The organism is Rhizobium sp. RCC_161_2, from assembly GCF_041355235.1.
GTDB lineage: Bacteria > Pseudomonadota > Alphaproteobacteria > Rhizobiales > Rhizobiaceae > Rhizobium.
In genome coordinates this window covers 39796-61807 of record NZ_JBFUPL010000022.1, presented here as the reverse complement: position 1 = coordinate 61807, position 22012 = coordinate 39796, and the positions used below count along the sequence as shown (strand labels likewise).

The window sequence follows — 22012 nt, the reverse complement described above, 5'->3', positions numbered from 1 at the left end:
AAGGAAGAGCTTGGTCTCGATCACTTCGAAGGCCGGTCCTGGCAAGGCCTCCACCGACACGCACTGATGACAATGATTGCCTATGCATTTCTTCAACATCAGCGCCTCAACAAGGCAAAGCGGGAAAAAAAGGAAGAGGCAAGGCCCGCCTAAGCCGACACTACCAGCTATCCGACGCGCAGTCATAGCCGCGTTGTCGCGGCACCACCCGCAGCAGCGATGTCCCCACTGCCGTATTAGGTTCAGGACACCAGAATACATTCCGCCAAAGTAGTGCTAAGAGGCCTCCTGACAGGTACAGGGGATAGCCGACAGCCACAACGCGAAACCGTTACCCTCCGCCGTGTTCTGGAGATGGCGCCGAGTATTCCTGGAGGTGAGTCCGCTGTTTGGCGTGCTATCTTGAACCATCGCTCTTTAATGACAAGCGTCCGAAACTTAACCCTCAAAGCATCCGCGCGGCTCGCCCGCTCCGTCGGGTCGCATTGTTGTAGTAACTCGAAGCCTGCTGTACCGAGCGATGGCGCGACTGCTCCATCGCCTCTGGAAGGGGAATGCCGCGATTGGCGGCCTCTGTCAGGTAGCCCGACCTTAGCCCGTGCGCCGAAAACTCCCCAGGCTCCAACCCAGCCATTTCCACCCGCTGTTTGATCATCGCATTGACCGACTGCGGATCGAGCGTCCGCCGCGAAAGAGTCCCCCATCGCCCGATCGCCCGAAACACGCTGCCTTTGTCGATTTTTGCGGCCACCATCCAGGCATTCAGCGCCACGACGGGACGGCCGGTCAGATAGACGATCTCCTCCTCCTCGCCACTGCTGGTCTTGGTGCGACCGAGATGGATGGCGAGAGAGGGGAGGGGGGCGCTGTTCTCGACCGAGATTGGCGGCTCGATGGTCAGCTGCTCAACCCGCAGTCCAGCAATCTCGCTGCGCCGCCGACCGCCGGAGGCAAAGGCGACCATCAGGATCGCCCTGTCCCGGAGATCGCGCAGACTGTTGGTGGCGCAGGTCGCCAGCAGTTTCGCCAAGATATCGCCGGTGACCGCCTTGGCGCTCTTGCGCCCCCGCTTCCGCGGGACGGCGCGCACCGCGAGGCGAATGGCCGACTTGAGGGCAGGGGAGGCAAAGGCGCCGTCAAAACCGCGCCATTTGCTCAGCGTCGACCAGTTCGCCAGTCGCCGGCGCACGGTTGCTGGCGCATGCGGGCCGACGGTTTTGAGAAATCCCTGGCGCCGAAGGTTGTCATCGACGGTTTTCGGCATGCCGTGATCGGGATCGGTTTCGCGGCGTTTTGGATCCCATAGGTGATGGGCGACGAATTTCAACAGCAGCGCTTCGGGCGCCGGCCAGGGCAGCGATTGTCCGGTCGCCGCCATCCCCCAGGCCTCGAGATAGGCGAGGTCCGAGGTCAGGGCGCGAAGGGTGTTGTCGCCCATGCCCTGGTTGACGAGATGGCGCAGCGTCTCGACGTCCTGGTCGGTGAGCAGCTCGGCAAGTTCGTCGCGGCGCTCGATCGGCAACACGGCGGCAATCGTGTCGAGCTCTTCGGCGCGGCGCTCGACGGGAGTTTGGGTTTTCTTGGCTTTGGCCACGGGCGCTCCAAAAGGACGGTTTCTGCGGCCGCCGGGACCGTGAATCTGTACGATTCTGGATGATTTGCGCCCTGAAATCAATCTACCATCGATAACCAGTACCTATCGATGGTTAGAACGCCACCCGACAATCATACCATGTGAGGAACCACAATATTGATATAGAGTTCTTTTAGCAAATCATTTACCATGATTTCAATGGCTTACGATCTCACGAAAATCAGCATGACAGCCCTGATGCGGCCGGCTTTCGACGCCGGCATCGCACTGGCGCGTCTGGACGAGCGGGTTGCCCGCTCACCCGTCGGCGCGGGCTTCCTCGAACGCACCCAGTTCACCGATGCCTGCGCCTCGCTGTGGATCGACGGCGAGCTCGTCCACCTCGAAGACCTCGTGCTGCACGACGCGACGAAAGATGTCCGCACGCCGACCCACGAATTGACCATCGCCCGCGACGTTTTAAAAACTCGCCGGCGCATCTCGAGCCAACTCCCCGACTGGGCGCTGTCGGCCGACGGTGTTCGGACGCTGCGAAAAACCGCGGAGATCACGTCGGCCGATGCAGACGAGGCGCAGACGCTCGGCGCCATCCGGCGGGTGGTGGCGATCGATCCGGAAGGGGAGGGGGATGATGACGACGCGGAAAATCTGCCCGGTATCGACTATGCCGCCATCGATGCGGTGCTCGCCCGATCGGAGGCGGCCATTGAACAAGCCAGGAAGCCCGGCCGGGCTCCGGCCGATCCGCTGGTCTATGATCTCGACTGGGACGAGGACGCGCGGCTGGAAGAGTGGCGCGGCGTGTTGCGACAGGCCGAAAATCTGCCCGCGGTGCTGCAGGCGATCGTCGCGCTCGATGCCTGGAACGAGCTGTCGGTCCTGCAGCACGCGCCCTGGCTCGGTCGGCTATTTGCCGCCTCCATCCTGCGCCAGGCAGGCGTCACCACCGGCGCTCATCTCGCCGCGATCAATCTCGGCCTGAAAACCATTCCCGTCGATCGGCGGCGGCATCGTGATCGGGAGACCCGGTTGCTCGCAATTGCTCACGGCCTGATCGCGGCCGCCGAGCTCGGTCTGAAAGAGCATGACCGGCTGGCGTTGGCGCGCACGATGTTCGAGCGAAAGCTGTACGGGCGCCGGACGTCTTCAAAGCTGCCGGAACTGGTCGAGCTGGTGATGGCGAAGCCGTTGGTGTCGGCCGGGATGGTGGTGAAGACGCTCGGCGTCACGCCTCAGGCGGCGCGGCGGATTGTTTTGGAGCTCGGGTTGAGAGAGATGACGGGGAGGGGGAGGTTTCGTGCATGGGGTGTGATCTAGGTTCAAAAAGCGATACCGCCAATTAGCAAGTCGCGCCTTCGGGAGAGCAGCGGCTTCAAAAGCAAGTATAGTACTTGTGTTCAAAGCAGCGGGAGCAGCTGTAGATTACGGGACGAAAGGGAAGCGCATGGCGAAGATCGATGTTGGCCTACGACAGGCACACAAACTCGCGAATCTGCCGCCTGACAAGCGCACGGCCTTCATTTCCGAAGGCCTCCCCATTTTGCTGGAAAGTGCACGCGGCCTCTATGCCGCGTCGCAGGTGATTTCAGACATGCCGCGTGAATCCAGCGTGCATGAAGGGCCATGCGGAAGAGGAAGCGGCCAAAATCCTTATCCTGATGGATATCGTGCGCTGCCCGAGGAAACTCATCGCCAGCAGAATTGGTACGTTGATGGGCTGGTACTACGACCATCTTTCGCGGCTTCTCTATGCGGAGGCCTGCCAATGGCGACCGGTCGATCTGAAAGAGTTGCGGAAGATTATCGATCAACGTCGTGTTACCCATTATCTCGAGGGTGGCATGGGCGAGTACATCGTGCCCAACGATCTCATCTATCAACGTGAAACCCGACTCTACGCCGATATTGAAGGCCTCGATGACGGCACCCTTCAATGGGTCGCCCCCAATGGGTCCATTCGCCTGTTCGATTCAGTGCCGAATGCGCTGGTCGTCGCCGAGGCACTGTCCGCCATCGGTGCGTTCAGCATCAAGGGGATCAACGCCGTTTCGGCGGTATGGGACGAGGTAGATTTTCAAGATGACACCAGCTGCCATGAAAGCGATAGGCTCATTCAGGCCATGCTTGAGCGGCTGATCGAAGAGCAGCTCGTCACCGACGCTGCGAGCGATGACCATGTGGGTCATCTATACGGCCGCTGGCAGATGCCGCTTTACGCGTTGGACATGAAGGCCAAGGCGGTGGAACGCTCGGCAATGGAAGCCGAACAGGAACGCATGCTCTGGGCGGAGATGGGTGTCGCCAACGAATATTAGAGTTAGCGGGCCAGCGGTCCCATCGCCGCGTATGTTTCGGGAAACTCGCTTTCCAGAAGTGCCTCCTTCATATCGTTGAGGTCGCGCAGTTTCTGGACGGTCTCGGGGCTGACATGGGTCAGACCATGGATGATGACGATGCCCAGCAGCATGCCAAAATCGAGGCATGCAAGCAGTGATCGCTTGTATTCGAGCGAACCGACATTATGTAGGCCCGTCAGATCGACTTGGATATGGGTGCCGATATCTTTTGGCTCCTGCATATGTTTCAGGATTGATCGTGGGTTCGGATGCGCACCCCAATCGATCGCCTGTTGGTAGGCCTGTTTGATGATCGCGGCTGTCCCGGGGTGCGACTTTGCTGCCCCTATCGCATCTGCCGCATCATTCACGGCCGAGGTGAAGGCCTTGCGTGCCGCTTTCGTCGCCGCCTCACTGTCGTGCCGGTTCAGCCACAGGCGTTCGATGGCTGTATCGGTTCGCATGACGTAACCATAACATGCCGATTCCAACGCGGTGCGCAGCAGCGGCTAGATCGCTGCGGCGTGGCCGGTCAAAGCTGTCGCGATACTGCTCTGGTAAAGCATGTAGCCGTTCATGAAGAGGAATGCGGCGGTCGGCGTGACTTCCTGCTCGCCCGTCAACAGATCCTTCTGAAGGAACGCACAATAGCGCTCGACGCCGGAGAGGAGTGGGCACGGTTCGGACATCATGGCGGCCAGGTTGGCCTGCCCGATCTCGATGTAATCGCGAAATCCCTGCTCGGGTTTGAATAACATAAAGCGCCTCATCGAACCGGTTTTATTGAACCGAGCGTAGCGTATTCCTATATAAATCAAAGGAGCGTTTAGCCTAACAGGCCTAACAGGTGCGGGGGCAGTTCCCGCAGCGGCGCTCTGTGCCGTTGGCCTCTTCCTTCTTCTGCCCCTCATCGGGGTGCAATTCTTCCTGTTCAAGAACCTAGAGAGAAAGGGTACGCTTATGACCACAGAGACGACAACGCTGACGACCGGAACTAACCACCTTTGGAACGCAACATTGCAGACAATCGTGGCCTTCGGCACGGGCGCCGCGTCAGGGATTACCCTGTTAGGCTAAACGCTTCGATGACCACACGGGCGGCAACGCCACCGGGATGCCGCTATGAGTGAAACCTACACCCCACCCGCGATCGAGGAGGCCGATTGGGTCGACTGGCTTATAATTTTTAATGATCGAGCCCGCGACTTTATTGGCGAGTTTGCTCAGGAAACAGCCGGCAGCGACGATCCAAGAGGCCTATCCGCGAGGTTTGCGATCGCGGCGCGAGCCTTGACACTGATCCGCTCGGCATTGGTGCTGCTGCAGAACGAAGAACAAATTGCCTTTCGCATCATGGCACGTGGCATCATCGAATGTGCGATGCATATGGAGTCAGCGTGCACTACGGACGAATATTTGCCGCTCCTTTATGATGACGACAAAGCAAGCCGGATCTCGCGTGGTAAGCTCCTTCAGAAGACCACGGAACTCTCTGAAGAAGCCAATAGCGAGCTACAGAAATTCGTGATGGGCGATGGCAAGACCAAACCCAAGAGCCTGAACATTGGTGAGCTGAGCAAAGGGAGCAATTTCCCACGTTTCCAAGTGTTTTATCGGCAGATTTCCGCCGATGCGGAGCATGTGACATGGACCTCGCTGTGCCGGCATCCGCAGGAAACATTCGATAGGATACGCCTTGAGCTTGACCCCCAGCTCGAGGATGAAGAGATGTTCGAGACAATCAGCCTCATCGCGCTCGCTGCTATGACGGTCGTGCTGCATCTGCGTCATTCGCTTGGGATCACGCAGAACGAAGAAGAGTTCTCGGCCCTCGGCCGCCGCTATATGGAGCTGTATCGCGAAGGGGTCGGAGAGTTCGGCGAGCAGCCGGCGGAAGGAGAGGCGCTGCCCCAAGACAGCGCCGTTCCCCTCAAGCATTAATTCGCGTTAGTCTCGATGCCTCGCTCGCATACCCCGACAACCTCTTTCGGCGTGAACGCAGGGCGCGTTCGATAAGGCCGAACGGATCGGATAACTAGGACGCTAAGTCTTTAAGAGACCCCAACCTCGTTCAGATTATGCGGCTATAAGTGTTTCCTTCTATGACGCGTAGAACCTGGCCTTTATTTCGAGCGCCGATACGCTCGGCAATTGCTTCGGCTGAGTAGGTTCTTGCTAGTTCCCGAATGGCGCGGACTTGCTCAACCGACAGCCGGTCATCTCGGCCACAGATCTGTGCAATCGCCCATTCATTGTCTTTCCATTTTTCAGAAACCCAGGGTGCGGGCAGGCCCTTACGGGGGTGTTTTCGCAGCCAATCTTCCACCAAGAAGTCGCGTTCGTCTGGGCTTGGTGCCGTCCGTTCAGTCAACATGTTATTTTCGCGAAGATACCGCAGTCCAGACTTCCCGCCCGGGATCATATTGAGGCGCCGCTGATCATGCCAGTGTCCTTCGACCAGCCATTCTTCAGTGGCGTAGAGTTTTTCGATGTCCTCTGTAACAGCCATAACTTTATGGTGGATATAGGTGACGCGACCAGCACTCATCTCCTCTCGAAGTTTCCGGTGGAATCGCAGTGGGCTACCAGTTTCCATAGCCCGCCTATGTTCCGCCCACCGCTTTTGCCAACTTCGGGTCGTGACGCCCACATAGAAAAATCCATCATTGGGATAGGATGGGCCTGCGCCAAATATGTGCTGGTAGAGGACAAACGCTCTCTTCGGGAGCGCATCTGGTGCCAAGAGCAGGCGCGCTGGCACCGAAAACACTTGGCTGGGATTCTTCACGTCATCAATATGGGCAGACGTATCGCCGCGAGCGGCGGCCGCCAAGAGTGCCTTGTCCTCGACGACGTCAAGCCTAATTTCTGGGGTCAGCGCGAGTTCGTTTTCCTCTAGAATATGCCCCGATTGAAACTGATCGGTTCCCACCATCCTGTAACCGATTCTGATTTTCGACTGTGGTGCGATGAATACATCATTATCGCCGAGTGCGATAAAATGTACGACGGGAATGAGTTGGCCGGGCTTTACTCGGACAACTCCGTGCTCCCGCCTCGCCGTCTTAAGCCAATGCACCCCGTAGTCCGTGCGACACCATCTGCGCAGCAACTCCTGAACCTCATGGCGTCGTCGATGCATCGGCTTGGGTGCGAGGTGTTCCCACCACGTTCGGTTGATCGAGACCAAGGAACCTCCACAGATTAGATGCGTATGCTTTGCAGGTTTTGGATTTTCGCAAAGGTCGTGCAGACCCCGAACATGCAAAAGCCGTGAAAGGGGCTACTCGCGCGCCTTTTCGTCCGCATCCAGAAACATAGGGAAAAAGCTACGCTGCGGCTTAAGTCTCAAGACGTCGTTCGGCGTTATGGTATTTGTAGCCCGGCGGGCTCCACCGGCCTCAGTGATGACTTCGAGATCAGTGTTCATCATCACGCTGGCGTGTATGTCATCCGCATGCGCCGGCGTCATGTTGTAGACGCCGCGGTAAAAATCCCCAACCCTGATGGCATCCCCGTACTCGTTTACCAGTCTTGGAATATCATCATGAAGTTGATCCCTGGCCCGTCCACGATCGGCTTCCTCAAAGAGATAAAGGCCGGTCGAGGGGTCTGAAACATTGTAGGACAGCATACGAAGACCAGACCGTCCAAAATGTGCCTGCGTGGTGCTGTTGCGATGAAGGACGTTGTTATATTCCTGGCGCGCTCTGTAATTGTTTGCGAAATGTATGAGCCAGTACCGCCACCCTTCTGGATTGTTTATCGAAAAGGGACTGACAAACGCCGCACACCCACGGAATGCATCAAATACCACTCGTTCAGCGGACCCAAGCCATGCCTGGTTGCTCATCTGGTCCCCGAGAGAAGAAATAGCTTCAGGCGTTAGATCGAGGTGGGCCAACTGCGCTCTGTAGCGAGCGGGATTCCCTTTTTGGAGGAAAGCCAGGAGCGAAGTTATCATGAAGGTGTAGAAAATTTCCGCAGAACGAAACGAAGTCATGATATCTGCCAGTGTGGCGCGTTGGACTTGCGCGTGCCCACATTGATCGAGATTGAAAAGAACGTTTGGATAACGTCCGGTCTCGAGCAGCGTTTTAATTTCGGGATAAGCGGTCTCAAATTCTTGGTTGAGGTAGACCACTTTCAAATACAACTTTGGTACGGAATCTTTTAGTGCGGCTAGAAGCGGCGCCATTTGCGACTTAAGAAATTCGAGAGTTGGCGTGTCCTCGTCGTTGAGGACAAGCAGACACTCGATCGACAGCTCAGCCATTTTGTCTGCTGCGCGTCGAACATTGAAGCTCTTTGTAGCTTCAATGAGCGCTTCGGTAAAAATTATCGGAGAACCTGGGCTTCCGTCCTCATACCTTCCTCCACCGGCAAAGCCGTCGACAATCGCCAGACGGAACTTTGATTGCTGCGGCAACTGGCAGCGGACTGTAAGGTAACGCTCGAAATACTGGCGAAGGATCTTATGCTTCTGTTTAGTGTGATCGTCGAGTTTTGCGCCTTGAGAAAAGGTATAGCTTTTGACGACCATGTATAATCTCCGCCCCGTGAATTAGCCTCCAACCGAAGTTACAGGCATCTCGTCCCATACCTGGTCTCGATAAATTCGACCATTTGCCTTCTTTGAACGACGCTTGTTGTCTTTTCCCCAGGTGCCCCATTGTTTGAAGAAAAACGCCGTCTCGTAACTTTGGCACTGTTCGTAGATTTCGTCGATCCAATCTTCGCGGATTGGGCGTGCAGAGCGACCGCTTTCCCCACCAACTATGGCCCAGTGGATATCGCTGAGATCCACCGTCCCAACAGAACCGATGAGAGGCTCAAACGAGATGAATCGAATTGCCGCGGGAACGTTCCTCAGCGCAGCTATTCGATCCACAACATCGGCGTTTTCGACGCTGGTTCCGAGCCAAACGTTCGGGAGGACGTCATCGTTGAGCGAGAGCAGAAATGACGCCATCCGCTCAGGCCTTTTCGTCAATATCTGATAATGATGGTGGGGAGTACGGCGCATTACGTCCCATACTGACGAAACAAATGCGTCACTTACGCCCTCGTGAAAAAGATCGCTCATTGAGTTGACGAAAATCTTACGAGGTTTTTTCCATCGAAGCGGGATATCCAGAGATGCAGGATCTTCCCTCACCACACCTTGCCACACAACCCGTTTTCCGGATTGTCTGGTTAGGCCAGAGTATTTCTCTATTTTCATCGCTTCGAGACGACGAGCCATTTCCATGGCATAGCAATTGGTGCAACCAGCGCTAACGATTGAACACCCAGCAACTGGATTCCACGTGGCATCTGTCCATTCGATTTGGGTTTCAGCCATGACCGTCTCACTTCCTATCGAATTCGATGCTTTCGCCGCTTGCTCCGGAAAATAACGAACAAAACTTTAAGATTTGTGCATATCAGACTTCGAACGAAAAGAGAACGGTTTGGCGCGTAGACGGTTTGGAAGGGCATCAACGCGCACTGTTCGTTGAAAGCAACGGTCTCTCGCCGATGTTACGCGGCACCATTCTGCTGGATGGGGTCCGACGGGGCGCTTCAGCGTCGCAGCGAGCTTGGTCACAAGCTGGTCTCCTGACTCCTGCGTCGACGGCACGACATCGGCTGCGCAGCGTTCGACGGGAACAGCGGAATTTCAGAAATCGGACGGCGCGGCTGATGGCGATGCTCGAGGCGTTCACATCGGCGGCCGAGCTAGGGATGAACGAGCATGACCGTATTCTGCTCGCTCGACAGCAGCTGGTCGCGGCGCGGCCGGTCGTTTCGGCCAACCTGATCGCCAAGAAGCAATGTCACTCCGCAGGGCCCCGGCATCTGGCGGTGCCACCCCTGAGGTAGATTACGGGAAGGGGCAGTTTCGGGCTTGGGAAATACTGTAATGTGCCTGAAAATTTGCCTACCTATCTCTACGCGGACTATTCGTGAGGCAAGCCAGCAAGAAATTCCAGATAAGCGGCAGGCAGCCCGTGGTGAACGGCTCCCTCACGAATGTGAGCGAGGTAGCCAACGTTGGGTAGGTGCTCTCCTTCCTGATGCGATGCGACATAAGTTTCGGCTTCCATCGTCTCAACGCCAAGTCTCACTGAAACCGTGATCCGGTTATAAGCATTGACGCTCGGGTCCCTGTCCTGTCGGTAGCCTTCGTTTCGGTCAAGGGCGACAAGGTCTGCATCACTCAGCTTATAGATGACACCCCATGTTTCGCATCCGTCCTTCGCCAGGATCGAGGAAACGCCACAGCCACGTTTGTTCGATCTTCTTGGGAAACATAGGACATAGTCGTTCAGACATGCGAGGCCGACCACTCTGGCGTCTGGGCATCGCGCCTTCATTTGTGTCGGGTCCATGTTGGATCCGTAAGCGAAGTACAGCATAGAGAGACCTCGCGACGTAATGTTGAAGGATGGAAGGTTAGTTTAGGCCATTATATATTGGTTGTAAATCAGTTAGTTGGCGCAGATGTGGAAGAAATTTACCGATCATTATTGATTTTTCGTCCACCTTGGTAAAAGATCTAGATTGAAGATAAGGATTTCCAAAAATGACGACAGCGAAAGCGGATCTCGATTCCGATATCATCAGCCTCGCCCGCTTGGCACTGGCGGGCAGGGCTCAGGATATCCAGCTGCTTCTTCAGCGGATCGCGCGCAAGACACGCTTGGAAAAACCTGAGCTTTCAAATTCTCTTACTGCCCTGTTGCGTGAAGCTCCGACGAAGGAGACGCCGCTCCGGCGGATGGCCGAAGTTGCAATGCCGGTCGATAACGATTCCAGGCTTCACCTTCTTAAGATCGAAGACAATATTGAGTTTGACCATGCTCCGGTGCTTGCGGGTGACGTTGCGTCAATGCTGCATCAGTTGATAGCTGAGCGCGGTCAGTTAGCTGCGCTCGATGCGGCGGGGTTGGATCCAACGAAAACGGCATTGTTCGTAGGACCACCCGGGGTCGGCAAGACCCTTGCGGCGCGCTGGCTGGCAAAGCAGCTGAATAAGCCGCTCATGATCCTCGATCTCGCAGCAGTCATGAGCAGTTATCTTGGTCGCACGGGCGCGAACCTGCGCCAGGTGCTTGACTACGCAAAGCAGGCTGATTGCGTTCTCCTTCTGGATGAGTTGGACGCCATTGCAAAACGGCGTGATGATCGGGACGAAGTGGGTGAGTTGAAGAGGCTCGTAACGGTGCTTTTGCAACAAATCGACGACTGGCCGGCAAGAGGGCTGTTGCTTGCTGCCACCAATCATCCGGATCTACTTGATCCCGCAGTCTGGCGGCGCTTCGAAATGAAGCTCGAGTTTCCAATGCCCGACCGTGACGCCATCGAGGATCTCGTAGGACGCTTGCTTCGGCCCTATCATGAGAACGCGAGTCACTGGGCGAAGGTGCTGGCGATTGCCCTTCAAGGGAAGTCATTCAGTGACATTCAGCAGTCGATCGAACGGACACGGCGCGCCGCGGCAATATCAGGCGATGCACTGGAATTCTATCTGCAAGGGCTGATCCAGCTGGATGGCCTCGCGAAGGCGGACCGTATCAGCCTTGCCACCATGTTGGTCGGCAGTGGACTGTCGCAGCGAAATGTTCAGAAGTTGACTGGGATCGCGCGCGACACGGTGCGGAGCCATACGCAGTCGGAAGCGGTGCCCCGTAGAAGAAAAGGTGGATAATGGCCAGGCAAAATTTTCTTCTCGGCAAAGGGGAACGGCTAGTTTCCCCGGTGACAGGTGTAAGGGGCGGCGCCCCAAAGCAGCACCCCTACACATTTTCAGAATCGCGTACCCGATTGGCACCGATGCTGGCGCGAGCGGTTTCTTTAGTAGACGAGCTGCCAGCGATAGCTTGCCCGGACGATAAAGCTGTCCTTTCGGTCGTTCTCAATCCTGAGTACATCGCCAAGTCATTCTATCCCAAAGAGCTGTTCCAGCGGGTGGGTGTCGAGGCTATCGGAAGCAAGACGCGCGCGATAACGCCCCAAAAGCGTTCCTTGGGCCGGCCGCCGGAAGAGACATTGACGACAGAAATCTTCGTCATGGGCCCTCGGGCATCGCTTCGAAGCTGGAGCGCGGGCCTTCCACACTGGAATGATACGTCAGGTGCCACGCACGGGATCATCTCTATCGAGGAGATCGGTGCGCCCGACGCAGAGGACAAGTTAAAGGGCGACCTGCCGGAAACTGGATATGTAACCTTCGAAGTTGTGCTGCACACAGACGAGCTTCTTGGCGAGCAAAAAATTGTTCACGCGTTCAGGAGCTACCTCTCAGAGCTTGGGATTCAGGCTCCGATGGAGAAGCGTTTTTACGCTGGCGGATTGTGCTTCGTCGAGCTGACTGCGCCCGCAGACCAGGCGGAAGACATAGCGATTTTTACCGCAGTTCGTGCGCTTAGGCAAATGCCTACACTGCGCATCTTGCGCCCGACAGTGCGCGCCGCCGCTACTCCCTCCCCACAAATTCAGTATCCGTTGGAAGCAGCCATGGATACTACGATCAAGGTCGCGATTTTCGACGGTGGGCTCCCCGACAATCATCCTCTGACATCCTGGGCGACGCCGATAGATACAACTGGGATCGGCGGCGCACATGATGACCTCCGCCGTCACGGCGTGCACGTCACATCCGCATTCCTTTTTGGACATATCGATCCTACCAAGCCGCTTGCCCGGCCGTATGCACCGGTTGAACATTATCGCGTCCTTGATACTGATCCCAGCCAGGATCCAGAGGGGCTTTACGAAGTGCTGTATCGCATCGATCAGACGCTCCTGAGTCGTCAGTTCGATTTGGTGAACATCAGTCTCGGCCCCAGGCTTCCTATCGAGGATGACGATGTGCACGCCTGGACGGCAGTGCTCGACGATCGGCTTGCAAGGAATGACACGCTGGCAACAATTGCCGTCGGCAACGATGGAGAACGAGACGCGGCACTTGGCTTCAACCGGATTCAAGTTCCCTCCGACTGCGTGAACGCGATGGCGGTTGGTGCCGCGGACAGCCCTGACCAACCTTGGGCACGCGCCACCTACAGTTCCGTCGGTCCGGGGCGCAGCCCGGGCTTGATCAAGCCTGACCTGGTCGACTTCGGCGGTTCGTTACAGCGACCGTTCCTCGTCGCAAGTCTGGATGGGAGCCCTCAACTCGAAGTGACAGGCGGAACTTCCTTCGCTGCGCCGAGCCTGTTGCGGATGGCCGCCGGCGTAAAAGCTCATTTGGGTGCCAACGTCGACATGCTTGCGATCAGAGCGCTGCTCATTCACACCGCAGAGGAATCCGCGCTGTCTGCCGAGGAGGTTGGCAGAGGCCGTGTTGCGCGAAATATCGACGACATTTTGCTTTGCGACGACGATACCGTCAGGGTGATCTACCAGGGTACGATACCGGCCCGCAGCTATGTTCGGGCGCCGATCCCTGTTCCGCTAGAGGAGATGCCCGGTAAGGTCCAGATCACGGCAACCATCTGCTACAAAACCCTGACTGATCCGCACCATCCTGGAAACTACACCCGGGCGGGCCTGGAAATCGCATTCCGGCCGAAAGACGACAAGCGCAAGGACGATGAGAAGTTGCATGCCGACACCCAGAGCTTTTTTGGCAAGGCCCAGAAGGGATTGACGGAGGGAGATCTCCGTAGGGATGCCTGGAAATGGGAGAACACCCTGCACGCTTCCGTGGGGTTTCTCGGCAAAAGCCTGCGCAATCCGACGTTTGATATCCACTACAACGCGCGACTTGAGAGCCGGGATTTCGCGCCGGAGGACGAGCTTCGATACGCTCTCATCGTTAGCGTTAAAGCAAAGCGCGTTTCTGACCTCTACGATCAGATTGTCCGCAAGTACCAGACACAGCTTGAACCGCTGCGTCCGGTTGTCGATATCCCGATAAGGACTTAAGGCAGGTCATTCGCACCAGCGGATTTTTCCGTTGCGAATGAAAAAATGTGATCTGCATCCAACCTGGCGCCAAACTGAAGGGTGGAGTGTGCCCGTTCCATCGGGCTCGACTTTTGCGCGCCAGACGGCTTTTTCGTCTGGTACCAGATTCATCTCCAGGGCAGAGCCGCAGCCGCAAGGGCACCGCATTGTGGCCTGCCATGGGTCGCCGTCTTCTTTGAGAATATAAAGCGTCTTCGGGGCGATGAATCGTGGCATGTTCCCTTCTCGAACCACAGCTCGATAAGGTCGTCGGCACAGATGGCGAATTGTCCCGACCAGATACTGTCCGGCGTCAGCAAGCCATGTAAAATTCATGTGCGCGGCTCCGACAATTCAGGCAGACCAAGAAGTGGCGAGATCTTGCCGTGGCCAACCCAAGGATGAAGAAGCGCGCAATCCTCCTGCTCTTCGTCAGCGGTCAGGCGAAGCTGGCCCAGACTGAATTCGATTGAGCCGACTTCGGCGTTGGGCATATGCCGATAGAGGTGGATCCTGGCAAGGAAGTCGTTCACGGCAAGGGCTGCAGCAAACATATTGATGCTGATCACCGCGGGTCTGCTGACAGTTAGGCCTCGAAAATATTTATCGCGAACCTGCTGGGCCGCTGCTTCCGGATCCGAGTTCGCCAGCCCTTCTGCTGCCACCGTCTGAAGAGAGATGACGTCGCGAGAAATCAGGCTGGAGCGTCCGGGCACGATGTAGTGGACGGTTCCAAGAATATCGCTGACCCGACCTGTCCCGTCGGCTTCCTTGGTCGCATCCAGCATCACGCCGACGTCAAAGTACGGGATGATATGATAGGTCGACACCAGGTTCATCGCGAAACGACCGGTATGCGTATCGACACAGCCAAACACCACATCGCAGACGGACAGTGCATTGATCGCTGCCGGTGACATCAATGTCGATGCAACCTTGATAATCTTTGTTGGAAGGCCAGTCGCGATGGCTGCAGCCTCTGCAATATCCACTTTGAGCCGCCCCGCCCCGGCGTCAGCGACAGTGCTATTGAGGATGCGGTTGAGGTTGCGATCCTCGATAATGTCTGGATCGATAATGACGATCTCGCCAAATCCGAGGCGGATCAATTGCTCCAGCAGGGGACTGCCGGTTCCAGAAATGCCGACAATGCCGGCACGAAGTCTGCCAAGCGTAGCGGTTGTGCCTTCGCCGAAGGCCTGATCCTGAGACCGCCCGAACGACCGAATGTCGACATCGACTCTGGTGCTCGCCGGAAAGAGCCGGATATCGGGTCCAGCCACGCTGATCATATTGATCGGCTTCATTTCGTCTCCGTCTCGAAGATACCGTCCGAAAAGGCGCCCGCTTGGCAGCATTACGATGCTCCCATGTGGGATCGCCGCTCCGACCCACGACCGGATGATCGGAAGCAGTTCTTTATCGCCCTCATCGTCCACTTCTGAGAATTCGGCGAAGCCGCCGGGGTGGCAATGGACTTTTATCACACTGAGGCCAAGTTCCTCGGCATGGTCGAGATGAGGCACGATCAGATCGGTTGGCCATGAGACGCGGTCGCGCAGTCTCTTGCACTTGCCGTGTTCCAGCAGGATCACCTCGCGCACGGATAGCCGATAACGTTCCGAATGGTCGGCTCCCCCGCACAAGAGTAGCGCGGCGGCCTCAAGGCCGTCGCCGGGGAAAAGATGGTCAGCCAGGGCCGCGTGCTGGTCTGCCGAAATGCTGAGTGTGACGTTCATCGTGCGGCCTCCTGTTCGAAGATTTCTTCAATGAGGAAAACGTGGGTCTCGAGACAATCGACGCCGGGCACCCACTGGTTCGCGCCTGAGCGGTGGCGGGACCACCGCTGGAAGACCTTGCCTTCGATCGGCTGTTCCACTTGGGTCTGCGGAATTTCGCGACCGTCGATCCGAGCGAGCTTGGGAAAGACATAGAGCATATCAAGCTGGGTCATTGGATAGCCCTGTTCGATTCTGATCGCCAAGGACACGCGCTGGTGGTTGAAGCCGGCGGGGATCGGAAAGTCATGAAGAACGACCCAGGTCGACCCGTCCTTGACGATGTCGAATTTATGCCCGTAGGCTTCCAAGAAGGCCGTGTCGGCGTCCAGGAGCGGCGCATCGCGCCGCCCCTGAACTTCACCGTCAGTCTGTTCCTTGCGGATCGCGCGGAACTTTTCAGTACCCGGGTGGCGGAGGTCGATCCGCTCGTCGAGCCCTACCTTGTGAGGCTTGTGACCCACAAGCTTAACACGCAGGGTATAGTTCTCTGGCGGCGTAAGGCCGGCGAGCACTAGGACGTCGCGTCCAGTGATGTGCGGCTTGTTCCAGACATAGGCTTTGTCGTTGATCTTGAAGCGGTACGCCTTAGCAAGCGGCGGGCGCTTGCCTTCCTTGGCGTAGACTTCCAGTTCGACGATTTCATCAAGGATATCTTCGAGAAGCTCCTCGATGCGGGACACCGCTGCTTCATTTTCATTTCTAGTCATTTTCTTACCTCGTTGGTTAGCTGACCGATCCGCCGCGGCCGATCAGTGAGTGCATCATGAGGCAAGCATGCTAAGAACGTCAAGCAGAAAATGAGCGTGCTTGATAAAAATAGCAAAGCGCACGCATGCTTGACTTATCAAGCAGTAGCGTTAAAATGCCTTGCACCGCGAAAACCCCGGCAGCGCGGTGCATCAAGTGCCGTATGAAAAGAGGAGAGATGTGAAAGTTACCCTTGGAGAATATCTTGGGTCAATCCGCACAGATCGAAAGCTTACTCTTCGCGCAGTCGAAGAAGCTACGAACAAAGAAGTCTCAAATGCTTATCTGAGCCAAATTGAGAACGGAAAGATTCAGAGACCGTCCCCTAACATTCTATATGCCCTCGCAAACCTTTATGGCGTGGAATACGACAGACTAATGGAGCTGGCAGGTTACATTACTACGACGCGTACCGATGTTGAACGCCATGGGAGGGCGGCGACTTTCTCTGAATTGAATTTAACGCAGACTGAGGAATCGGAATTACTCAAATACCTCGGATATCTGCGGTCGAAGAAGGACTGACCCCTTGAAGCCTGACGACAGTTCCCTCTCGCCGAGCGAGTATGCAGCAATCCACCGCGCGGCGACGGATCTGTTGAACAAGGCCAACGCATGGGACCGGCTACCCACGCCGGTCCCAGATCTACTCGGTGCAGCGAAGCTTCGAGTAGCACCAATGAGCGCTTTTGATCCGCGCTCATTGCTCCGGCACGCGCTCCAGTTTGGAGAACGCGCTGCCAGCCTCGTCAAATCTGCGATCGAAAAGGTGAGGGGTATCTTCGATGTTCACGAAGATCTCATTCACATCGACACGACTGTCACCGAATCCAAGCAGAATTTTCTAAAGCTGCACGAAGCAGGCCATAAGAACATCCCGCATCAGTCGAAGCTTTTTCGATGGATCCAAGATTGCGACAAATCGCTCTCGCCTGATGTCTCCGATCAGTTTGAGCGTGAGGCAAACATATTCGCGACGGTTGTCCTGTTTCAGGATAGCCGGTTTGCCCAGATGGCAGCGGACAGCAATTTCAGCATCAAGGTGCCGCTTGCCTTAAGCAAAAAATTCGGTGCGTCGATCTACGCGTCCTTGCGAGAATATGTCAGGCGAAACGAACGAGCCTGCGCGGTGATCGTGCTTAACCCCGTCGAAGTCTGCCCCGTTTTAGGAATGCGGTCTGATCTCCGACGCCTCGAGCTGTCGCCACTTTTCCAGAAGCGCTTCGGGAATCTGCAGGTCCCGGAAAATATCGATCGGATGAGCCCCCTTGCGGAATTCATCCCGCTGGGTGGGCGAAAGATGTCCCGGCCTGGCACCTTGACCCTCGAGGACAGGAATGGGGATTTGGTGGAATTCGTTGCGGAAGGTTTTGCCACTCCTTACAACAGCTTCATCCTGATCCACGCAGCCTCGGATCTGAGAAAATCGATTGTCGTACCAGCGGGCTTCCACGCCGGTAAGATGACAAGTTCTAAGCCAATATTTTGATGTCCGAGATATCGTGAAATCAATCAGTGAAGCATTTGACAGTTTTGCGCATGCGCTCCGGCTCAACACTGAGCATCTCATTCATGCGCCCGCCCTAATGAAGGTTGACCCGCAGGAAGCGGCAGGTAACCTCGACACGGGCCTATCGGCCGTCCTGAACGGATTTCACAGTATTTACGATGCCGCGCAGGCTGCTAGTTCACAAATTAATTTCCCATGGAATAAAGCCGCTCCAACGGCGACCCTTTTGGCGATCCGCAACGCCCGCCACCACAATCACGCCCATCGAATTCGAAGCATGGAGACATATTTTACGAGGCCAAGGCTGGGGCCTCTCTCTGGGGAATTTGGTCTTGTTACCTACGGTGCGGCGTCGCCCTTGGAGCAACGACTATTCGTGCAAGCCCTCTCATGGCAGGACGTCAATGAGCTCCTGAACCTGCCACACAGCGTTACCCGATTGAATGCACAACGGGCGCAGACGATTAATGACTACCTCGGGGGAGATACTCTCACGAGCTTCGCAGCCAGTCGGACTCAGGAGGTCCCCGTATTTTTCGATATGTTGCCAATCATTACCAATGCAGCGAAAGCCGCTGTCCGGGTGCTCGAACCCGAGATCGAAGTGCTGTCGATGGAAGGCAGGGATTTCCTGGCTCATTTCAATGATGTTGGCGAGGTCGATATGGCTGTGCAGCAATTTCGGCGTGGCACATTCGAGATCTGATGAGGCGGCTTCCCCTGTCCTTTATTCCGATGATCGAAAAAGTGGCGAAAGGTAAGCCATGACTCTAGCTGAACATTTTCCGGCGTCCGCCAAGGCATTTCCAAACCTTCTACCGTGGCAATCGCCCTTCGACTGGATCAGGCAAGGGCACTTTTTCGCCGAAGCCGTCTTTAACCTGCAGATGAAACTTCAAGAAGCAGACGATCAGCTGAACGTATTCTGTGAGGCACTGCGCGCTGACGTCGAGGCTGAGACAATAGTCCAGACTGATCCATCTGCGGCAGCCATGATTGACGGATTTCGTTTTGTCACCTCCCAAGTGCAAATCTATCGGACGATGACCTCGGGCCGCTTAGGGACGTGTTATCACTGGTTACTCTGGTCTATCTCGCGCGAGCATGTTTTCGATCGGACGGAAAACCATGCGGAATACAGGCTGCCGCCCTACGCCGGCGCTACGAGAGCAATGAACGAGCTTGCGCTCGAAGTCGCCGTTGATTGGGTCTGGGCGGCGTATATCGTGGCACACAAGTTTGGTGGTCTGGACGGCCACTGCAATATGTTCCTCGAGGCTGCGGTGGCCATCGCCACGCAAGCCGGAAACGGCAAGGGAACGAAGGCACTCACCGCGATCGCCGTCTACTCAGCTGCGAAGAAGTTGAGAGGCACACAGTCGCAGGTCGATGCGCTTTTGCGGCGTCTGGAGGAGCCGGAGATACCCGTAACGGACAGGGCGCAGATCCAAATCTCGATGTCGACACATGTCGGTCACTACACCGACACCCATCCTGTCGAATGGGCGCGTCGCACCCTTCGAGATTTGCGAGCCGAGTTGAGAGAGCACGAACCGCTGCAGCTTCTTGCCGTGACACTGCAAGACCAAGAGGCGTGGCTTGCCGCACGTGTCGAAATCCTTTCGGAAATTCACGCGCTTTCCGAAATCTACCGCTCAGGCAATTCAAGGCATGCGGCACGGGTTGCGCTGGATTCGCGCATCTTGCTCCTCCATCCGATCATTTACGCGTTGTGCAAGTTTGGTTCGACCGACGACCTGATGGCGGTTCTGCATGCATGGTACGCGGAACCCGATTCTGTCTGTGCGGACGGAGATATCCTTTTCATTTGCCCCAACCACGGAGATGGGGTCGCTTATGTTTGGCCGGACGGTCGCTATCTTGCATCCAACAACGTTGCCGAATCTCTTGAAAACGCTCTGGTCGCCAACTCGAACGCGCTGAACGAATACTTTCGGGGACCGCAAGGAGATCGACAGGTCAGGGTCGACGACCGACTGAAGAGCACGCCAGCCTTCGAATTCGCCGTCCAGATCTGGGCGGCGATGGATGATCATTATAGGCTGTCGGAAGTTAGCAGCAGACTGCCGCAAGGCTGGGTCCCGCGATCGGTGGTCGTCATGCCTGCACACCGCGACCCACTTCAAGCCATGATCCTAGACCGGCTCGGCTGGGTTGCACCCTTGGAAACCTCTCTAAGCGTCGCCAACGCTCTCGGGCCAATCAAAACTCTTTCGATTTGGCCGGGCCCCACGCAGACCACTGACGCAGAGGTCGAAGCGCTGCAACACGTCGCGGCGGCGGCAGGCTGGCATGTGAAGGACATGCCAGGGACCCTCGACCGGGAAGCGTTTCGCCGATTCTACGAAGATCCCGAAGCAGACTTGCTTTGGGTCATCGGGCACGGCGAACAAACGTCTGACGACCAGCGCCGAACGGGTATCGTGATGGAGGACGGCGCTATAGCGTCGCTTGCCGACATTTTAAGTTTTGACGTGCCGAGCGTGGGACGGCGCCTGCTCGTGTTAAACATTTGTTCGAGCGCGACCGCGCAGACCTTCAATGGAATGGCGCGGTCAGGCCTCGCCCAAGAGCTTGTCTCTTCGTGCCAGCAGGTTATCGGCCATCTCTGGCCGATCGATTATTATGCCGCCCTGGCCTTCGGCAGCAGCTTGGCCGTCGGGCTCACCCGAGAGCCACCGCCGGCCGCGTTGCGAGACGCGTCTCTGCTGATGCGCGATCAGGTCAAGCTGATAAATGTGCTGACGGAAATTTCACCGGAACTGCAAGCAATCCGGCGGCTCAATGGGCAAAGGGCGGCCGAGGTCATGCAAAACGTCCTATCTTGGGGCTGCCCTGTCATCCTGACATGACCGTTTCTGTGGCATCCGACTGATCGTAAGTTCGCCTCGGAAGGGCCTGTTACCAGCTTGATTTCAAGAGATTTTCCGTCGAAACCCTCCATAGGCCGCAAGCGCAAAGGATCAGTTGTCGCGCCAAGCTTTGCACGTTGTGAACCTCGTATGGCCCCAAAAATGGAGAAGCCTCCCCGAACCGGTGTGCTGTCATATAATTCCGGATGAAACTGCAGATGTGAAGCGCGTCTGGCAAAGTTACTTCAACATCTCGGACGGTTTGACCGTCTGAATATGGAGTAGGAATGCCAAGCACGGGCGTTATTTCGGTTTCGGCCAGCGACCGATCGCCTCTGACAATCCAGGTCATTGTGCTGTCGGGATCGATATGAGCTGCACGCAATCTCACACGGAGGTCTTCCAACACAGTAGGGTTCCATTGTCCCGCCTTTAAGTCGAGCCAGCGCTTGTTCCTGGCGCTAGATTTCACCTGAAGCTGGAGCTCCTCGATTGCTGAGAAGGCGAGATTGATTGCAATCGATGTTCCAACATGGGCCGAATGAAGGGAAGAATGCTTCTCGAACATCTGACCATAGCGTGGATGGGCAGACCACCAGGTGATGCTCTCCGTCGCATAGCTCCGAGATAACTTGTGAATAGCGTAGATCAACGATCTATCCGACCACGCCATGGCTGCGGTCGCCACAGCGACAGCGAGCTCGGACGGGCCGACAAAGTGCTCGAAAAAACCGCGTTTTCGAAACAGGTTGTCATAAATGCTGTCACGCTCCGCGGTGTCGTCTGGAAGCGGAAATACAGAACGAAGGGCGACGCGTTCGCCCGGATTTCCTTCGATAATGTCATAGGCAGCGCAAATCAGCTGGACGATGTTGTTGGCCACCGCCTCTTCCGCGGTATTGATCAGAAGCAATTGCCCTGGAATGCCATCGACAACTTGGGAACCGAGGGCTTGTGGATGTGAAATGATCGTTGTCCCGCCCTCGTGAAACCAGAATCGCTGGGAGGGGTCGGGAAGGAAGCTGATCGGCCAGCCAACTCGCTCGGCATGGCTCTCGATCAGGCTACAATGAAGAGGGTTTGCGATTAGAAAGCTGCAATAGGAGGTCATGATGCCGCTTCGACAGGTGGATACGGTAGCTAAACGTTCGGCGCATCATAGACTGCTAAGGGTTGCGCCCCATTCATGGATCGCAGCCATAAGATAGAAGTGCGCATGATATTGATCATACGGT

20 protein-coding genes and 2 pseudogenes are annotated in these 22012 nt (G+C 56.4%); 11 read left to right on the top strand and 11 right to left on the bottom strand.

Annotated features, from left to right (window positions below; genetic code table 11):
- Positions 1-153 (top strand): annotated as a pseudogene (locus AB6803_RS31470) (IS701 family transposase); the annotation flags it as partial.
- A gap of 292 nt (positions 154-445) precedes the next feature.
- Here AB6803_RS31470 and AB6803_RS31465 read toward each other — a convergent pair.
- Positions 446-1594 carry a tyrosine-type recombinase/integrase gene (locus AB6803_RS31465; RefSeq protein WP_371112529.1) on the bottom strand — a complete coding sequence of 383 codons (1149 nt, stop codon included), beginning with the start codon at positions 1592-1594 and terminating at the stop codon, positions 446-448.
- Between the two features lie 189 nt (positions 1595-1783).
- On the opposite strand from AB6803_RS31465, the gene AB6803_RS31460 reads away from it, so the two are divergent.
- Both AB6803_RS31460 and AB6803_RS31455 read left to right on the top strand, forming a co-directional pair.
- Positions 1784-2911 carry an RHE_PE00001 family protein gene (locus AB6803_RS31460; RefSeq protein ID WP_371112528.1) on the top strand — a complete coding sequence of 376 codons (1128 nt, stop codon included), beginning with the start codon at positions 1784-1786 and terminating at the stop codon, positions 2909-2911.
- A gap of 296 nt (positions 2912-3207) precedes the next feature.
- Positions 3208-3909 (top strand): hypothetical protein, encoded by a 702-nt coding sequence (locus tag AB6803_RS31455; RefSeq protein ID WP_371112527.1) that lies wholly within the window; start codon positions 3208-3210, stop codon positions 3907-3909.
- 2 nt (positions 3910-3911) lie between these two features.
- Here the strand turns inward: AB6803_RS31455 and AB6803_RS31450 are convergent, their stop codons facing one another.
- Complete coding sequence (locus AB6803_RS31450) at positions 3912-4394, bottom strand: hypothetical protein (protein WP_371112526.1); 483 nt, start codon at positions 4392-4394, stop codon at positions 3912-3914.
- Between the two features lie 45 nt (positions 4395-4439).
- Positions 4440-4688 carry a hypothetical protein gene (locus AB6803_RS31445; RefSeq protein WP_371112525.1) on the bottom strand — a complete coding sequence of 83 codons (249 nt, stop codon included), beginning with the start codon at positions 4686-4688 and terminating at the stop codon, positions 4440-4442.
- A 364-nt stretch (positions 4689-5052) separates the two neighbouring features.
- On the opposite strand from AB6803_RS31445, the gene AB6803_RS31440 reads away from it, so the two are divergent.
- Complete coding sequence (locus AB6803_RS31440; RefSeq protein WP_371112524.1) at positions 5053-5871, top strand: DUF5677 domain-containing protein; 819 nt, start codon at positions 5053-5055, stop codon at positions 5869-5871.
- Between the two features lie 130 nt (positions 5872-6001).
- Here the strand turns inward: AB6803_RS31440 and AB6803_RS31435 are convergent, their stop codons facing one another.
- The 3 genes from AB6803_RS31435 to AB6803_RS31425 all read right to left on the bottom strand — a co-directional run bounded on the left by AB6803_RS31435 (position 6002) and on the right by AB6803_RS31425 (position 9274).
- Entirely contained in the window at positions 6002-7120 is a 1119-nt protein-coding gene (locus tag AB6803_RS31435) for a hypothetical protein (RefSeq protein ID WP_371112523.1), read from the bottom strand.
- Between the two features lie 93 nt (positions 7121-7213).
- Complete coding sequence (locus tag AB6803_RS31430; RefSeq protein WP_371112522.1) at positions 7214-8473, bottom strand: three-Cys-motif partner protein TcmP; 1260 nt, start codon at positions 8471-8473, stop codon at positions 7214-7216.
- Positions 8474-8494: 21 nt separating this feature from the next.
- Positions 8495-9274, bottom strand: a complete 780-nt coding sequence (locus AB6803_RS31425; RefSeq protein WP_371112521.1) for a phage Gp37/Gp68 family protein — start codon at positions 9272-9274, stop codon at positions 8495-8497.
- Positions 9275-9300: 26 nt separating this feature from the next.
- Here AB6803_RS31425 and AB6803_RS31420 point away from each other — a divergent pair.
- Positions 9301-9639: pseudogene (locus tag AB6803_RS31420) on the top strand (hypothetical protein); the annotation flags it as partial.
- Between the two features lie 233 nt (positions 9640-9872).
- Here the strand turns inward: AB6803_RS31420 and AB6803_RS31415 are convergent.
- Positions 9873-10331: a gamma-glutamylcyclotransferase family protein gene (locus AB6803_RS31415; RefSeq protein ID WP_371112520.1), complete on the bottom strand. Its 459-nt coding sequence runs from the start codon at positions 10329-10331 to the stop codon at positions 9873-9875.
- Between the two features lie 167 nt (positions 10332-10498).
- Between AB6803_RS31415 and AB6803_RS31410 the strand changes: the two genes are divergently transcribed.
- Entirely contained in the window at positions 10499-11623 is a 1125-nt protein-coding gene (locus AB6803_RS31410) for an AAA family ATPase (protein WP_371112519.1), read from the top strand.
- Positions 11623-13845: a S8 family peptidase gene (locus AB6803_RS31405; protein WP_371112518.1), complete on the top strand. Its 2223-nt coding sequence runs from the start codon at positions 11623-11625 to the stop codon at positions 13843-13845. The genes AB6803_RS31410 and AB6803_RS31405 overlap by 1 nt, the downstream gene beginning before the upstream one ends.
- Positions 13846-13851: 6 nt before the next feature.
- On the opposite strand, the gene AB6803_RS31400 is transcribed toward AB6803_RS31405, so the two are convergent.
- The 3 genes from AB6803_RS31400 to AB6803_RS31390 form a co-directional block, all read right to left on the bottom strand.
- Positions 13852-14034: a DUF6527 family protein gene (locus AB6803_RS31400; RefSeq protein ID WP_371112532.1), complete on the bottom strand. Its 183-nt coding sequence runs from the start codon at positions 14032-14034 to the stop codon at positions 13852-13854.
- A 164-nt stretch (positions 14035-14198) separates the two neighbouring features.
- Positions 14199-15605 (bottom strand): ThiF family adenylyltransferase, encoded by a 1407-nt coding sequence (locus AB6803_RS31395; protein WP_371112517.1) that lies wholly within the window; start codon positions 15603-15605, stop codon positions 14199-14201.
- A complete protein-coding gene (locus AB6803_RS31390) occupies positions 15602-16327 on the bottom strand; it encodes a multiubiquitin domain-containing protein (RefSeq protein WP_371112516.1) in 726 nt (241 codons plus the stop codon). Before AB6803_RS31390 ends, AB6803_RS31395 begins: the two co-directional genes overlap by 4 nt.
- Before the next feature lie 214 nt (positions 16328-16541).
- Here AB6803_RS31390 and AB6803_RS31385 point away from each other — a divergent pair, with 214 nt between their 5' ends.
- From AB6803_RS31385 to AB6803_RS31370, 4 genes are read left to right on the top strand one after another with little or no spacing between them, the layout of a single operon-like run.
- Positions 16542-16919, top strand: a complete 378-nt coding sequence (locus AB6803_RS31385) for a helix-turn-helix transcriptional regulator (protein ID WP_329606996.1) — start codon at positions 16542-16544, stop codon at positions 16917-16919.
- A gap of 4 nt (positions 16920-16923) precedes the next feature.
- Complete coding sequence (locus AB6803_RS31380; RefSeq protein WP_371112515.1) at positions 16924-17883, top strand: ImmA/IrrE family metallo-endopeptidase; 960 nt, start codon at positions 16924-16926, stop codon at positions 17881-17883.
- A gap of 13 nt (positions 17884-17896) precedes the next feature.
- Positions 17897-18610: a hypothetical protein gene (locus AB6803_RS31375; protein WP_371112514.1), complete on the top strand. Its 714-nt coding sequence runs from the start codon at positions 17897-17899 to the stop codon at positions 18608-18610.
- Positions 18611-18668: 58 nt separating this feature from the next.
- On the top strand, positions 18669-20777 hold the full coding sequence (locus AB6803_RS31370) for a CHAT domain-containing protein (protein WP_371112513.1): 2109 nt from the start codon (positions 18669-18671) through the stop codon (positions 20775-20777).
- Between the two features lie 49 nt (positions 20778-20826).
- Here AB6803_RS31370 and AB6803_RS31365 read toward each other — a convergent pair whose 3' ends face one another.
- The gene (locus tag AB6803_RS31365; protein ID WP_371112512.1) at positions 20827-21888 is read right to left on the bottom strand and encodes a hypothetical protein; all 1062 of its coding nucleotides are present in this window, start codon (positions 21886-21888) and stop codon (positions 20827-20829) included.
- Positions 21889-22012: the final 124 nt, after the last annotated feature.

What these genes read in the sequence shown, in the direction of transcription:
- AB6803_RS31425 (WP_371112521.1), bottom strand. Translation starts at nt 9,274, where the DNA reads ATGGCTGAAACCCAAATCGAATGGACAGATGCCACGTGGAATCCAGTT.
- AB6803_RS31460 (WP_371112528.1), top strand. Translation starts at nt 1,784, where the DNA reads ATGATTTCAATGGCTTACGATCTCACGAAAATCAGCATGACAGCCCTG.
- AB6803_RS31395 (WP_371112517.1), bottom strand. Translation starts at nt 15,605, where the DNA reads ATGAACGTCACACTCAGCATTTCGGCAGACCAGCACGCGGCCCTGGCT.
- AB6803_RS31410 (WP_371112519.1), top strand. Translation starts at nt 10,499, where the DNA reads ATGACGACAGCGAAAGCGGATCTCGATTCCGATATCATCAGCCTCGCC.
- AB6803_RS31415 (WP_371112520.1), bottom strand. Translation starts at nt 10,331, where the DNA reads ATGCTGTACTTCGCTTACGGATCCAACATGGACCCGACACAAATGAAG.
- AB6803_RS31365 (WP_371112512.1), bottom strand. Translation starts at nt 21,888, where the DNA reads ATGACCTCCTATTGCAGCTTTCTAATCGCAAACCCTCTTCATTGTAGC.
- AB6803_RS31445 (WP_371112525.1), bottom strand. Translation starts at nt 4,688, where the DNA reads ATGTTATTCAAACCCGAGCAGGGATTTCGCGATTACATCGAGATCGGG.
- AB6803_RS31440 (WP_371112524.1), top strand. Translation starts at nt 5,053, where the DNA reads ATGAGTGAAACCTACACCCCACCCGCGATCGAGGAGGCCGATTGGGTC.
- AB6803_RS31400 (WP_371112532.1), bottom strand. Translation starts at nt 14,034, where the DNA reads ATGCGGTGCCCTTGCGGCTGCGGCTCTGCCCTGGAGATGAATCTGGTA.
- AB6803_RS31455 (WP_371112527.1), top strand. Translation starts at nt 3,208, where the DNA reads ATGAAGGGCCATGCGGAAGAGGAAGCGGCCAAAATCCTTATCCTGATG.
- AB6803_RS31450 (WP_371112526.1), bottom strand. Translation starts at nt 4,394, where the DNA reads ATGCGAACCGATACAGCCATCGAACGCCTGTGGCTGAACCGGCACGAC.
- AB6803_RS31405 (WP_371112518.1), top strand. Translation starts at nt 11,623, where the DNA reads ATGGCCAGGCAAAATTTTCTTCTCGGCAAAGGGGAACGGCTAGTTTCC.
- AB6803_RS31370 (WP_371112513.1), top strand. Translation starts at nt 18,669, where the DNA reads ATGACTCTAGCTGAACATTTTCCGGCGTCCGCCAAGGCATTTCCAAAC.
- AB6803_RS31430 (WP_371112522.1), bottom strand. Translation starts at nt 8,473, where the DNA reads ATGGTCGTCAAAAGCTATACCTTTTCTCAAGGCGCAAAACTCGACGAT.